The sequence below is a fragment of the Streptomyces sp. NPDC005899 genome (assembly GCF_040629645.1).
In the GTDB taxonomy this organism is placed as follows: Bacteria; Actinomycetota; Actinomycetes; order Streptomycetales; family Streptomycetaceae; genus Streptomyces.
In genome coordinates, this window is sequence record NZ_JBEXWB010000051.1 from 15,447 (window position 1) to 28,432 (window position 12,986).

General features: G+C 72.2%; 13 protein-coding genes. 9 read left to right on the forward strand and 4 right to left on the reverse strand.

Going from position 1 to position 12,986, the window contains the following annotated elements:
* Positions 1-4: 4 nt before the first annotated feature.
* Both ABZ371_RS09630 and ABZ371_RS09635 read right to left on the reverse strand, forming a co-directional pair.
* Entirely contained in the window at positions 5-703 is a 699-nt protein-coding gene (locus ABZ371_RS09630; RefSeq protein WP_358675927.1) for a DUF6193 family natural product biosynthesis protein, read from the reverse strand.
* A gap of 344 nt (positions 704-1,047) precedes the next feature.
* Positions 1,048-1,194, reverse strand: coding sequence for a hypothetical protein (locus tag ABZ371_RS09635; protein ID WP_358675929.1), 147 nt, complete (start codon positions 1,192-1,194; stop codon positions 1,048-1,050).
* 408 nt (positions 1,195-1,602) lie between these two features.
* On the opposite strand from ABZ371_RS09635, the gene ABZ371_RS09640 reads away from it, so the two are divergent.
* From ABZ371_RS09640 to ABZ371_RS09650, 3 genes are all read left to right on the forward strand, one after another.
* Positions 1,603-2,118 carry a lytic polysaccharide monooxygenase auxiliary activity family 9 protein gene (locus ABZ371_RS09640; protein ID WP_358675932.1) on the forward strand — a complete coding sequence of 172 codons (516 nt, stop codon included), beginning with the start codon at positions 1,603-1,605 and terminating at the stop codon, positions 2,116-2,118.
* A gap of 244 nt (positions 2,119-2,362) precedes the next feature.
* Positions 2,363-3,145 (forward strand): calcium-binding protein, encoded by a 783-nt coding sequence (locus tag ABZ371_RS09645; RefSeq protein ID WP_358675935.1) that lies wholly within the window; start codon positions 2,363-2,365, stop codon positions 3,143-3,145.
* Positions 3,146-3,651: 506 nt separating this feature from the next.
* Complete coding sequence (locus tag ABZ371_RS09650; RefSeq protein WP_358675938.1) at positions 3,652-4,155, forward strand: hypothetical protein; 504 nt, start codon at positions 3,652-3,654, stop codon at positions 4,153-4,155.
* 34 nt (positions 4,156-4,189) lie between these two features.
* Here ABZ371_RS09650 and ABZ371_RS09655 read toward each other — a convergent pair whose 3' ends face one another.
* Both ABZ371_RS09655 and ABZ371_RS09660 read right to left on the reverse strand, forming a co-directional pair.
* A complete protein-coding gene (locus ABZ371_RS09655; protein ID WP_358675941.1) occupies positions 4,190-4,321 on the reverse strand; it encodes a hypothetical protein in 132 nt (43 codons plus the stop codon).
* Between the two features lie 154 nt (positions 4,322-4,475).
* Positions 4,476-5,654: an Ig-like domain-containing protein gene (locus tag ABZ371_RS09660; RefSeq protein ID WP_358675956.1), complete on the reverse strand. Its 1,179-nt coding sequence runs from the start codon at positions 5,652-5,654 to the stop codon at positions 4,476-4,478.
* Positions 5,655-5,871: 217 nt separating this feature from the next.
* On the opposite strand from ABZ371_RS09660, the gene ABZ371_RS09665 reads away from it, so the two are divergent.
* The 6 genes from ABZ371_RS09665 to ABZ371_RS09690 form a co-directional block, all read left to right on the forward strand.
* Positions 5,872-7,035 carry a peptidoglycan bridge formation glycyltransferase FemA/FemB family protein gene (locus ABZ371_RS09665; protein WP_358675959.1) on the forward strand — a complete coding sequence of 388 codons (1,164 nt, stop codon included), beginning with the start codon at positions 5,872-5,874 and terminating at the stop codon, positions 7,033-7,035.
* On the forward strand, positions 7,032-8,699 hold the full coding sequence (gene murJ, locus ABZ371_RS09670) for a murein biosynthesis integral membrane protein MurJ (RefSeq protein WP_358675944.1): 1,668 nt from the start codon (positions 7,032-7,034) through the stop codon (positions 8,697-8,699). Before ABZ371_RS09665 ends, murJ begins: the two co-directional genes overlap by 4 nt.
* A gap of 45 nt (positions 8,700-8,744) precedes the next feature.
* The gene (locus ABZ371_RS09675; protein ID WP_358675947.1) at positions 8,745-9,428 is read left to right on the forward strand and encodes a response regulator transcription factor; all 684 of its coding nucleotides are present in this window, start codon (positions 8,745-8,747) and stop codon (positions 9,426-9,428) included.
* Between the two features lie 86 nt (positions 9,429-9,514).
* The gene (locus ABZ371_RS09680; RefSeq protein ID WP_358675962.1) at positions 9,515-10,972 is read left to right on the forward strand and encodes a HAMP domain-containing sensor histidine kinase; all 1,458 of its coding nucleotides are present in this window, start codon (positions 9,515-9,517) and stop codon (positions 10,970-10,972) included.
* Positions 10,969-11,634 (forward strand): hypothetical protein, encoded by a 666-nt coding sequence (locus tag ABZ371_RS09685; RefSeq protein WP_358675950.1) that lies wholly within the window; start codon positions 10,969-10,971, stop codon positions 11,632-11,634. Before ABZ371_RS09680 ends, ABZ371_RS09685 begins: the two co-directional genes overlap by 4 nt.
* Before the next feature lie 477 nt (positions 11,635-12,111).
* Positions 12,112-12,986: serine/threonine-protein kinase (locus ABZ371_RS09690; RefSeq protein WP_358675953.1), on the forward strand; the 875-nt coding region annotated here is incomplete at its 3' end.

A 12,986-nucleotide genomic window follows, 5' to 3' on the forward strand; every position in this document is an offset into this window, starting at 1 on the left:
GGGGTCATCCGTCGAGGGTGGCCGGGCCGATGCCGGGCGGCAGGTGGCGCACGGCCACGGCCACGGCCTCGTGCGCTGTGGCGAACTGGCCGAGGTCCTGGGTGATGAAGCCCCTGCCCACTCCGTAAGTGCCGTCGTCGTCGGCGCTCAGGCTCGGTCCGACGACGGTCAGGTCGGGGCGGGTGGTGGAGGAGAAGCGCAGGGCCCAGTGGCTCGTGAACGGGTAGAGGGTACGCAGTGCCGGATCGGCGTGCGCCGCTTCGATCAGATTGCGGTAGTTCTCCTGCCAGGCGTATTCCAGTTCGGCCGCCTCCTGGCGCATGCCCTGCCATTCGGATCGCGTCAAGCGCACGGGATCGTTGCCAGGTACCTCGAACCGGCCTGTCAGGTGCACGAACGGTGCCACCTGCCGGATGTCCTCCAGAGGTGCCCCCTCGTGCCACGCCCGGGCGGCCCTGGCGACCTCCGCCAGGTCGTCCGTCCTGCCGTCGACGAGGAGCATGCCCTGGAACGCCTCCTCACCCCGGACGGACCAGCGCCGTTCGTGCGCCCAAGCGCTGATCGCCAGCGGCCGACGATGCGGCAGGGTGCTTGAGACGGCCGCGTGGCACAGCGGAGCGGAGTCCGGGGATGTGACGGGGACCGCGTCGAGGCAGCCGTCCGCCGTGGCCCGGACGGATGCGGCGAGGCTGCCGAAAGCCACGACGTCGGGGTACAGGACGCAGGGATCGGGAGGTGTGGGCACAGCTCCTGATTGTGCCCGAGTCGCCGACTCCCAGGGCAGGCGAATCGGCCACGAACAGAGGCAACGCGAAGGGGGACAAGGGCTGGACCAGAGATGCTGATGACGCGCGGTCGAGGCGGTCCGGGACGCCGGACCGCCTCGCCACTCGCGCCTCAGTGAACGTCCACCATCATGAACCGCAGGCCAGGCGTCCTACCGGCCCGGGAGTTGTTTCGCTTTCCATGGCTACCGGGCGCGCGATGCGGGTCGTCACTCCCGGACCGGCGTCCTCGCCGAAGAGCCGAAGCGCCGAAGCGCCGCCGTCAACGACGTCCGCGCAGCTGACCGAACAGGCGGCGAGCCTGGGCGCGCTTGCGCGGGTCGGCCGCGGCACGTCGGGCCGACGCGACCGTCCGTCGGCCCTGGGGGCTGCGGGTGAACTGCGTGAGGCGGGCGATGAGTCCGGACATGGTGTTCCTCCTCGGTGCGGTATGCCGTCCGCCTACCCGCAGGTGCCCAGAGGATGCCCGCGTGTCGTTCCGCGTCTGCCGCCGCATGTTCCGTGCTGCGGGCCGCGGAACGGCCTCTCGCGGCCGCCCGGACCTTCGTGACACCTCCAGGCCCCGGGCCCACCGGCACCGACCACCGGCACCGAAACGTCACCAGCGCACGCAGCGGCAACCCAGGGCCCGATGCCGGAACCTGGACGTGCGTCACCTCACCGAGGAACATTCGCGTCCCTGGCTTGGTCTAGACCAAGCGGGGTACGCTTCCATGAGCCGGGCAAGGCCGCTCCGCGGTCATGGATGGCATCGCTTGTCATGTACATGCTTACCTGTTCGCGCAGGTGAGTACCGACCCCCCGCAGAGGAGTTGTCATGAAGAGCAAGAGAATGCTGGCCGTCGCCATGGGCGCGGGTATCGCCCCGCTCCTGGCCATCAGCCTGCCCGCCGGCAACGCGAGCGCTCACGGCTACATATCCTCGCCCCCCAGTCGGCAGGCCCAGTGCGCGGCCGGCACGGTCCCGTGCGGCTCCATCAAGTACGAGCCGCAGAGCGTCGAGGGCCCCAAGGGATTAACGAGCTGCAGCGGAGGGAACGCCGCCTTCGCCGAACTCGACAACGACAGCAAGGGCTGGAAGGTCACCCCGGTCAGCCGGACGACCAGTTTCAACTGGCGGCTGACGGCACGGCACGCCACCAGCACCTGGCAGTACTACGCGGGCGGCCGGAAGATCGCGGAGTTCAACGACGGTGGCGCCCGGCCGGGCGAGACCGTCACCCACCAGGTGAACTTCGGCAGCCTGTCCGGCAAGCAGAAGGTGCTGGCCGTGTGGAACATCGCCGACACCAGCAACGCCTTCTACGCCTGCGTGGACGTGAACGTGAGCTGACACGCGACCGCACCACCGCACCACCGCACCATCGGATCACGGTGCCTGACCGCTCTGCCGGTAGGCACCGAAACCCGAACGAGTTCGACCGGTGAAGCCTGGAGCGGACGGTGCACCGTTCGCTCCGGGCGCCGGCCGGCACCTCGCCTGTACGCAGGTGATCGTGTCGGCCGGCAACACGCTCGTACGCGGCCGAGCACGCCGCCGGGCCGGGCCGCCGGCCACCCCATCGAGATGAGGTCCCATGAACCGCCACCGAGTCATCGCCCACGCAGCCGTCGTGGCCCTGCTCGCCGCCGGCCTCGCCGCGTCCCCGGCCGTCGCGGCTCCCGACGCCACCGACGCCACCGACGCCAAGGCGCGCGTCGGTGCCGACTGGGCGAAGCAGTCGATCACCTTCACCGCCGCCCCGGGGCAGGCCGACGACCTCCACGTGGTCCCGATGGACCAGGGTGACGGGGTCCGGCGCATCGGCTTCCGCGACGCGGTCCCGCTCCAGCCCGGCGACCACTGCACGTACCTGGAGCCGGGCGTCGAGACGTACGTCGTCTGCGAACTGCCCACCGGCAGCTCTCGGCCGGACCGGATCGACATCTTCCTCGGGGACGGCGACGACGAGCTCGCCACCAGCGACCTCGGGGTGGCCACGGTCAGCGGTGGACCCGGTGACGACACCCTGCACGCTCACACCGCGCACACGGTGCGAGGTGACGCGGGTGACGACATGGTCATGGGGCGCGTCGTCCTGGACGGCGGCGACGGCATGGACCACCTGATGGGTGACGACGGCCGGCAGCGGATGTGGGGCGGCCGTGGCGACGACATGATCGAGGGCTACGGCGACACGGACCTCGTGTACGCGGGCTCGGGCGACGACCACGTCATGGGCGGGGAGGGCAAGGACGTCCTGCTCGGCGGCTCCGGCGACGACACGCTGCACGGCGAGCGGGGCGACGACCTGCTTGTCGGGGGCCCGGGGAAAGACACGGTCGAGGGCGGTCCGGGCCGGAACATCGTCCTGCCGTAGCCGACACGGTGCCCGCCCGCGGGCGGGGGTGGCGCACTGCCGTGACCGAGGCAGGGGCCTGGGCGCGGGCCGACATCCATGGACGTCCACAGCAGCGGGACGCGGCGACTGCGGGCAGCAGTCGGCCGGGACACCCCGGTCGGGATGTCCCGGGGGAGTGGCCGCAGACCGCGTTCGGTCGGCTCGTGGAGGCCCGCAGTCCTGGACTCCCCGCCGAGCGCGGCAGTTCTCCGCTCCGAGCGGACTCACCGGCACCCACCAGGTCGTTGCCGCTCCTCCCGAAGTGTGTGAGGCCACGGTGGAAGCGGCCTTATCCCGGCGGCTCCGCTCCGTCTACGCCGTCGCCCTCGGCGGCACTTCGGCGAAGCACGGAAAAGGCCTACAGAGGGTATAGGCCTTGCATACGGTGCGTATGACCGTATCGGGGAGGGGTGGGGAGTATGGACGGGGCGGTATTGACGTTGTCGGCGGCCGTGATCGGTAGCGCTGTGTCGCTGGTGTCGGTCTTGGTCACGCAGCGTTTCACGCAGCAGGTGCACCGGCGGGAGCAGGACCGCATCGAGCGCCACCGGCACGAGGACCTGGTACGGGCCCGGGCGAGTCGACTCCTGGAGGAACGCCAGGTCGCCTACGTGCGGTTCAGCGCGGCAGCCCGCACAACCCGGGACGTCCTGGCGGCCTGCATGCACGACATGCGGCGTGCCGGCGCCCTGGACGACGCGCGTCGCGAGGAGTTGAAGCAACGCTGGGACGCCTACGTCGCCCAGCACGCCGAAACCCACATCATCGCCTCCAACGAGGTTCTGGGTGTGGTCGGCCTCGTCAACGGGGCGCTACGAAAGATCCACGGGCTCGTCAAGCGTCTGGACACCGGACCGCGGAACGCAGGCGACAGCGTTGACGTCCTGGAGGAGCGGATCGATGACCTCTGGCCCAGTCTGGTCGCCCTGCGCGAGGCGATGCGCTACGACCTCGACCTGCAGCAGTCGGCGGGTCAGCCCGCTTCCTGACCGGAGAGTACCCGTGGCACAGTACGACAGCCGCCTACCCGACGAGCACCTCGGACAGCTCGTAGCGACGGTGCGGATGCCTGCAGCCGGCGAGCCAGGACATGGTGCGTCCGACGACCCGGCGGTGACGGCCCAGGAGAACCCACAGCTTTCCCTGCTCATGCACGCCTTCGCGCTCGGTCTCGCATCCGGAGCGGGACGTCCTGCGTGCCCGCGGGTCCCCGCGGGCACGAGGTACGTGTGTCCCGCCGGCAAGCAGGCACGGCCCACCCGCCGCGCACCGGCGGGCACACCAGGTGGCACAGGTGCGCGGGAGGGGCTCAGGAGAGCGCGCTCATCGTCCGCCACCGCTCCCACGGCACGTTCCAGTCACCGAAGCCGTTGCCGGGGGCGACCTCGCCCTTGGTGTCGCGGCCCGTGATCTCGAACGGGTCGCCGGGGCGGACCTGGTCGTAGAACCAGGCGGCGTCGGCGTCGCTCATGCCGATGCAGCCGGAACTCATGTTCGCCTTACCGAACCACCGGTCGTTCCACGGGGCGGCGTGCGCGTACATGCCCGACCAGGTGAGCCGCATCGAGTGGTCGACCATCTTGTCGTAGGAGTCACCCAGGCCGACGGTCTCCGAGTTCATGTTGACGGTGCCCTCCTTGGCCATCAGCACCGCGGTGCCCCTCCAGGAGCGCTTGTCACCTCCGGGCGTTCCGCCGGAGACCGGGATCGTGCGGACTTCGCTGCCGTTCCGTACGAAGGTCAGCGTCTTGCGGTCGAGGTCGACCTTCGCGATACGGCTCGCACCGACGGTGAACGTCGTCGAGTAGTCGCGGACGAACCAGCCACCGTCGCCGGAATCGGTGCCGTTCAACTCGGCGGTGAGAGTGACCTTCGTACCGGGCTTCAGGTACGTCCTCGGGCGCCAGTCCACCCGGTCCCGACCGGACCAGTCCTTCATCCAGCCCCACGAGCCCTCGGTGGGGGACGAGGTGGTGATCTTCAGTTGCCTCTCGACCCCGGCCCTGTCGGTGACCGGACGGTCGAAGACGAGGGAGACCGGCTGCGCCACGCCGACGCTCGCGTTCTCGCCGGGCCGCCAGTCCACCTTGTTGACCGCGGTGGCCCGGGCCGTGGTGAACACGGACGTGGCCGTGCTCCTCCTGCCGCCTTCGGTGAGGGTCGTGGCGCTCACCCTGTACGAACTGCCGGGTGCCACCTTCCGCCGGGACGTCCAGCCCGCCCCGTCCGCGGAGATCGTCCCGGCCAGGGTGCCACCGTCCCCGTCGGTGACGGTGACCGAGGTGAGCCTGCCGCCCGCTGCTGTGACCTTCACGGTCCCACCGGCCCTGACGCCGCGCCCCTCGGGTACCACCGTCACGGTCGCGGGGCGGCCCCGTGTCCCGCCGGCGTCGTCGTGACCCGCATTCCGGGCCGTGGTGCCGGGGCCCGTTCCCGGCGAACAGGCGGCGAGCGGTGCCAGGAGCACCACGACCGCCGCCATGCGCATCCGTATGTGGCTCAACGGAGCCTCCGTCCATGGTCGATCGGTGGGGACGACAGCGACTGTAGGGCGGAGGAACCGCAGGTGAGCGGTTATGCGGCCATGTGACGGCGACCGTAGGACGACGGTCGCCGTCCCGTCACATTCGGCGCGCGGAGCGGTCACGGGCGGCTGTGAACATCGGTCCGACACCGCACAGAGGAAGGCTCACACCGTGTCAGCACTGCTCGTGACGGCCGGCCGCACCGACGAGGTACCGCTGGCGCCCGTCACCTCCGCCGCGTACCGCGCGTTCCTGGAATCCGGCGAGGGGGAGAGGCTCGGGGCCGGATTCCTGCAATGCCCGTCCTGGGCACAGGTGAAGGACGGATGGCGGGCACAACTCGTGGGCTGGGGACCGGAGCCGGAGTCCGGCGGACTGACCGGCGCGGCGCTCGTCCTCCTGCGCCAACTGCCGGGCACCAGGAAGTACTTCGCCTACCTGCCGGAGGGGCCTGTCGTCGACTGGGCGGACCCGGGCGTCGACGGCTGGCTCCGCCCCCTGCTGCGGCACCTGCGTGCGGCGGGCGCCTTCGCCGTACGGATCGGGCCCTCGCCGGCCTACCGCCGCTGGAGCGCCGCACGGGTCAAGTCGGCGACCGGACCCGGCCGGCGGCTGTCCGACGTCCTCGCGACCCAGGTGGATCCGCTGGGCACGGCGGTCGCCGAACGGCTGCGATCCCGGGGGTGGCGGCGGTGCGGCGGGGAGGAGGACGGGGACGCGCAGCCGCGCCACGTCTTCCACGTGCCGCTCACCGGGCGCGGACCGGATGACCTGTGGTCCGGCCTCAACCAGGAATGGCGGCGCAACGTCCGCCGTGCCGAGAAGGCAGGGGTCGAGGTCGTGCTCGGCGGTGCGGCCGACCTGCCCGAGTTCTTCCGCCTGCTGCGGACCACCGAGGAGCGGGACGGCTTCCGGCTGGGCAGGTCGCTGGAGTACTACGAGCGCCAGTACGCGGCACTGAACGCGGAGGAGCCCGGCAGGATGAAGCTCTACCTCGCCCGTCACGACGGCGAGACCCTGGCCGCGCACACCATGGTCCACGTCGGCCGGCGGGTCTGGTACCAGACGGGTGCCTCCGCCGACCACCGCCGTGAGGTGCGCCCCTCCAACCTGCTGCAATGGCGCATGCTGCTGGACGCCCAGGCGCTGGGCGCCCACGTCTACGACATGCGCGGGGTACCCTCGACCCTCGATCCCGACGACCGCCCCTTCGGGCTGCTGCGCTGGAAGCTGGGCACCGGCGGCGAGGTCGTCGAGACGCTGGGGGAATGGGAGAGACCCTTGGACGGCACGGCCAACCACGCGCTGTACCGCGCGTTCCAGACGTACATGGCGCGCCGATGAGTGCCCCCGCCCCCTCGCCTCCCGCGTCCGACACGGCGGCGCAGCCCCGGACCGGCTCGGTTCTGCGCAACGGCCTGATCATGGCGGCCGGGTCGGTCGTCTCACGGGCGACCGGTTTCGTGCGGTCCGCCGTGGTCGCCGCCGCCCTCGGGATCGGACTGACCGCCGACGGATACGCCGTGGGCAACTCCGTCCCCACCATCGTCTACATGCTGCTGCTCGGCGGCGCCCTCAACGCCGTCTTCGTACCCGAACTCGTCAAGGCCGCCCGACGGCACGAGGACGGCGGGGCGGCCTACACCGACCGGCTGCTCACCGTCTGCGTCCTCGCCCTGGCGGTGATCACCGGAGCGGCGGTGTGGGGGGCGCCCGCGATCGTCGGCGCGTACACCGACTACACGGCCGGGCAGGCGACCATGACCGTCGCCTTCGCGCGGTACTGCCTGCCGCAGATCCTCTTCCTCGGGTTGTTCACCCTGCTCGGGCAAGTGCTCAACGCACGGGGCCGGTTCGGCGCGATGATGTGGACGCCCGTCCTCAACAACATCGTCGTCATCGCCGTCTTCGGCCTCTACCTCGCGACCGGGGACGGCGGGTCGCTCACCGCGGCGGAGACAGCGCTGCTCGGCTGGGGAACCACCGCGGGCATCGCCGTCCAGGCCCTGGCACTGCTCCCCGCCCTGCGTGCCGCCCGCTTCCGCTTCCGGCCCCGCTTCGACTGGCGCGGCAACGGCCTCACCCGGCCGCTGCGGTCAGCCGGCTGGCTGGTGCTGCTGGTCCTCACCAACCAGGCGGCGTACTGGGTCACGACCCGGCTGGCGACCTCGGCGGGCCTGCGTGCGCAGACGGCCGGTGTCGACGGGGGCGCGGGTTTCAGCGCGTACAACAACGCCTACCTGCTGTGGGCCGTACCGCACGGCATCATCACGGTGTCCCTGGTGACCGCTCTCATGCCCCGGATGAGCGCGGCCGCCGCCGACGGTGACACGCAGGGAGTACGGCGGGACCTCGCCTACGCCCTGCGCACCGGTGCGGCAGCCGTCGTGCCCGCGGCGTGCGCCCTGTTCGCCCTGGCCCAGCCCCTGATGGCGCTCGTCTTCCAGTACGGCGAGACGGACGCGCGTGACGTCGCCGTCATGGCGGGCACGCTGATGGCGTTCGCACCCGGGCTGGTCGCCTTCTCGGGACAGTACGTCCTCAGCCGAACCTTCTACGCCCTGTCCGACACGCGTACCCCCTTCCTCCTCAACCTGGTGATCGCCGGCCTCAACGCCGGCCTGTCCGCGACCGCGTACGCCCTGCTCCCGGCCCGCTGGGCCGTCACCGGCATCGCCGGGGCGTACTCGCTGGCCCTGTTCGCCGGGTGGACCCTCACCGCCTTCGTCCTGCACCGCAGGCTCGCCGCGCCGGGGAGGCAGGCGCCGGGACTGTGGCGCTCCGCCTCCGTCACCGCGCAGGTACGGCTCCTGCTGGCAGCCGTCCCCGCCACGCTGCTCGGACAGGCCGCCGCGCACTGGGCGGCCCCGGGCGGAGCCCCAGCGGCCGCCGGGGCGGGAGCGCTCGCCATCGGCGCCGTCTTCCTCGCGCTGGCCCGCCCCCTGGGGCTGACCGGGATCACCGCACTCGTCGAGGGCGCGGCCACCCGGCTCCGCCGCAGACCGTGACCGGCCGCGCCACCACCCGTCTCCGGCCCCAGGGATACTGTGTCCATGCCACGCGTGCTCCTCATCGAAGACGACCCCTCCGTACGCGAAGGGGTCGAGCTCGGACTGCGCCGCCGCGGCCACGAGGTGCGGACCTCGGCGACCGGCGAGGCCGGGCTCGCCGCCCTCGGCGAGTTCAGGCCCGACCTGCTGCTGCTCGACCTAATGCTCCCGGGCATGAACGGGGTGCAGGTCTGCCGCCGCGTGAGGGAGAACAGCCAGCTGCCCATCATCATGCTCACCGCCCGCGGCGACGACTTCGACGTCGTCGTCGGTCTGGAAGCCGGTGCCGACGACTACATCGTCAAACCCGCACGCACCGAGGTCATCGAGGCCCGCATCCGCGCCGTGCTGCGCAGGATCGAGGAACCCGGCGGCGGCCGGCCCGCCGTGGAGTTCCACGGTGCTCTCGCCGTCGACCGAGCCGGGCTCACCGTCGCCAAGAACGGGGAACGCGTCCCGCTCGCCCCGTCGGAGATGAAGCTGCTCCTCCACCTGTCCGCCGCGCCGGAGCGGGTCTTCAGCCGTCAGCAACTGCTGGAGCACGTCTGGGAGCACAGCTACCACGGTGACGCCCGCCTCGTCGACGCCTGCGTACGACGGCTGCGCAACAAGATCGAGGACACTCCGGGGACCCCGCGCTACATACAGACCGTGCGGGGCTTCGGCTACCGATTCGGGCCGCTGTGACCTCCACCGGCGCCTGTTCCTGTGCCGAGGGCACCTGCTCCTGCGACACCGCCGCCCGTACGCCGCGCGCCACCCGACGGCGCCGGATCGCGCCCTTCGGGCTGCGCACCCGCCTCGTCCTCGCGTTCCTCCTGGTCGCCGCGGTCAGCGCCGGGACGACCGCCGCGCTCACCTACCGCGAGGCACGCAACGCCGTCCTGGCCGGGGCCCAGGACACCGCGGTGACGTCCTTCCGCGAGCAGGCCGAAACACTGGCCCCCGCACTGCCGGTGGACCCCGCCATGCTCCGGGAGTCGCTCTTCGTCATCGCCGCGAAGGCCAAACCGCACCCGTGGATCGTCTTCGCCGAGTACGGTTCCCTGCGCGTCTCCTCCGGGACCAGCCCCACCTCGTCGGTGGTCACGCCCGAGCTGCGCCGCATCACCCTCGCCTCTCCGCACGGCGGCTTCCAGCGCGTCGTCCGCGACGGCGTCCCGTACCTCACGATCGGCATCCCCGTCGTCACCAGAACCGGCGTGAGCGGCAGCAGTCTGCCCACCGGGTTGCTCCTGTTCGCCGTGATGAGGATGACGGACGAACAGGCGGACGTCGACGCCCTGCTCACCGCCGCCCGCAACGGGGCGCTTCCCGGCCTCGCCATCGCCCTCGTGCCCGCACTGGTCGCCGCGCGCAGTGTGCTGCGTCCCGTCCGCGCGCTGAGCAGAGCGGCCCGTTCCATGGGCAGCGGCAGGCTCGACACCCGGATAAAGGTCCGGGGCGGCGACGAACTCGCCCAGCTGGCCAGCACCTTCAACGAGTCGGCCGGACAGCTGGAGCGCTCCGTCGACGCGCTCCAGCAGGCCGAGGCGCGTGCCCGGCGGTTCGCCTCCGACGTGTCGCACGAACTACGCACCCCGCTCGCCGGGATGCTGGCCGTCACCGAGGTCCTCGACGAGGACGCCGACGGCCTCGACCCCGACACCGCGCGAGCGGTCAGGCTGATCAGCGCGGAGACCGGCAAGCTCGCCGTGCTCGTCGAGGACCTGATGGAGATATCCCGCTTCGACGCCCGCGCCGCCGAACTCAACACCGACGAGGTCGACGCCGCGGAGACCGTCCGCAAGACACTCCACCACCGGCACTGGGACGACCGCGTGCGCACCGAACTGCGTGACGGGATACGGGTCCGCCTCGACCCGCGCCGGTTCGACGTCGTGATCGCCAACCTCGTCGGCAACGCGCTGCGCCACGGGGCCGAGCCCGTCACCGTACGCCTTGCCACGGGAACGGCCCCGGACGGGGCGACCGTGCTGGTCACCGAAGTCACCGACAGCGGCCCCGGCATCCGGCCCGAGGTGCTGCCGCACATCTTCGACCGGTTCTACAAGGCCGACGCGGCCCGTAGCCGCTCGGCGGGCAGTGGTCTCGGGCTCGCGATCACGCAGGAGAACGTACGGCTGCACGGCGGTACCGTCCGAGCCGGCAACAGGCCGGAGGGCGGGGCCGTCTTCACGGTCGAGCTACCGCTGCGCGCCCGCACCGGCACGGAGGGGACGGAAGGATGAGGGGTCTTCTCCGTCCTGCCGCGATCGTGGCGACGCTGGTGGCGCTCACCGGATGCGGTATCCAGGAGACGGACGTCATCGGTGCGAGCGGCCCGGCCACCATCGACGTGCTCCCGGCGCGGCAGGTGCGCATGCTGCTCTTCTTCCTGTCCCCTGACGGCACTCCCGTTCCGGTGCCGAGGACCGTGGGTGGGGACGCGGCGGGTTTCGGCGAGGGGTACGTCCTGGAGGGCGAGGAGGCGGACTCCGCCGCACGGCCGTCCACCGCGAAGACGGTCGCCGCGCTGATGGCCGGGCCGCGGGAAGGGGAGCGCCGGGCCGGCCTGCGCAACGATCCGTCCCTGACCGCGACGGCCTCCGATGCCCGCATCCGCGTCTCGCTCGCCGGAAGCGGTGCCCACGTCGTCGTCGCCGCCCCCCTCGGTGGTCTGGCCGCGGCGGCCAGACGGCAGCTGGTCTGCACCGTCTCGTACGCGGAGAGCGCGGACGGCGGGATCGCGGTGACACTGCGCGGCACGGACGGCGCGCTGGCGCCCGAACACTGCGAACCCTGGACGACGCCCCCGGCCACACCGTCCCCGACGGTGACGCCGGGCCGGGACGCCGCCGGCAGGTCGAACGCCGAGCGTGGCGCCGCCGTGGGGAAGCGGAAGCCCGGGTGAGCGCGACGTCTGTCCGTGCCCGGCACACCTGCCGTGGGGGGGCGGCCGGGCCACGCCCGCGACCAGGAGGACGGCGCTCCCGGGGGTGTGACGGCGTCACGCCGTGCGGCGTCTCGGAGCCGGGCTGCACGGCGCCTCGGGTCCCGCCGGTCCCACCCGTCCCGCCGGCGGACGTGCGGGGGCACGCGGAACCGGCGACCTGGGTGACCGAGCCTCGTGCCGCGCCGTGCCCGCCGTCACCGCCGTGCCCGCCGTCACCGGCGCCTCCGCACACCGGATCGCGACCGCGCTGCGTCGCGTCCGACCGCACGCGACCGCGTAGCGGCGAGTGCGCCGGTCAGCCCGGCCCGCATGTGCCGGGAAGACGGGGGGCTACTCGAGCGCTTCGCGGGTACCCGCGTGCCGGGGCGTGTCCGCCGACGCTGTCGGCCGAGGCTCGCCGAGGGCATGGGCCCCTACGATCCGGTGGGAGAGGGAATGAGGCTTCGCGACTTTGCTCAGACCACGGCTTCCCGGCGTTTCGCCGAGGTGCTGAGCGGCCGGTACCGCCTGGACGAGCTCCTCGGCTCGGGCGGTGCCGCGGATGTCCACCGAGGCTTCGACCTGCGGATGAGACGACCGGTGGCGGTCAAGGTCTTCCGGCCCGATGCCGGTGTCGACATCGAGGCGAGCCTGCACGGCGAAGCGGTGATCCTGGCTCGGCTGCACCACCCCGGACTCGTCACCGCCTACGACGCCGGGCAGCACGGCGGACGCGCCTTCCTGGTCATGGAGCTCATCGAAGGCCGCACACTGAAGGACCGCATCGCCGAGGGCCCGCTGTCTCCCGAGGACACCGCCGCCCTCGGGGCGGACCTCGCCCATGCGCTGGCCCACGCACACGAGGCGGGAGTCGTCCACCGGGACGTCAAGCCGTCCAACATTCTCCTGGACGCCGCCCACCGCCCCCACCTCGCCGACTTCGGCATCTCCCGCCTGCTCGACGCCACCACGCGCACCGCGACGGGAACCCTCGTCGGCACCGCGGCCTACCTCTCACCCGAGCAGGTCCTCGGGCGGCCCATCGGCCGGCCCACCGACATCTACGCCCTCGGCCTGGTGCTCCTCGAATGCCTCACGGGGAGGCTCGAGTACGACGGGGGACCCCTAGAAGCCGCGATAGCGCGGTTGCACCGGTCTCCCGTCCTGCCTTCCCGGCTGCCGGGCGGGTTGCGCGGTCTGCTGCGGGACATGACGGCCCTGGACGAGGGGGAACGCCCGACGGCACGTGACTGCGCGGCCGCCCTCACGAGCTCGGCCGGCACGGCCCGCGCCGCGGCCCGACCGCCGGTGCCCGCCACGAGCGTCGTCGG

What these genes read in the sequence shown, in the direction of transcription:
- ABZ371_RS09635 (WP_358675929.1), bottom strand. Translation starts at nt 1,194, where the DNA reads ATGTCCGGACTCATCGCCCGCCTCACGCAGTTCACCCGCAGCCCCCAG.
- ABZ371_RS09640 (WP_358675932.1), top strand. Translation starts at nt 1,603, where the DNA reads ATGAAGAGCAAGAGAATGCTGGCCGTCGCCATGGGCGCGGGTATCGCC.
- ABZ371_RS09645 (WP_358675935.1), top strand. Translation starts at nt 2,363, where the DNA reads ATGAACCGCCACCGAGTCATCGCCCACGCAGCCGTCGTGGCCCTGCTC.
- ABZ371_RS09660 (WP_358675956.1), bottom strand. Translation starts at nt 5,654, where the DNA reads ATGCGCATGGCGGCGGTCGTGGTGCTCCTGGCACCGCTCGCCGCCTGT.
- murJ (WP_358675944.1), top strand. Translation starts at nt 7,032, where the DNA reads ATGAGTGCCCCCGCCCCCTCGCCTCCCGCGTCCGACACGGCGGCGCAG.
- ABZ371_RS09675 (WP_358675947.1), top strand. Translation starts at nt 8,745, where the DNA reads ATGCCACGCGTGCTCCTCATCGAAGACGACCCCTCCGTACGCGAAGGG.
- ABZ371_RS09685 (WP_358675950.1), top strand. Translation starts at nt 10,969, where the DNA reads ATGAGGGGTCTTCTCCGTCCTGCCGCGATCGTGGCGACGCTGGTGGCG.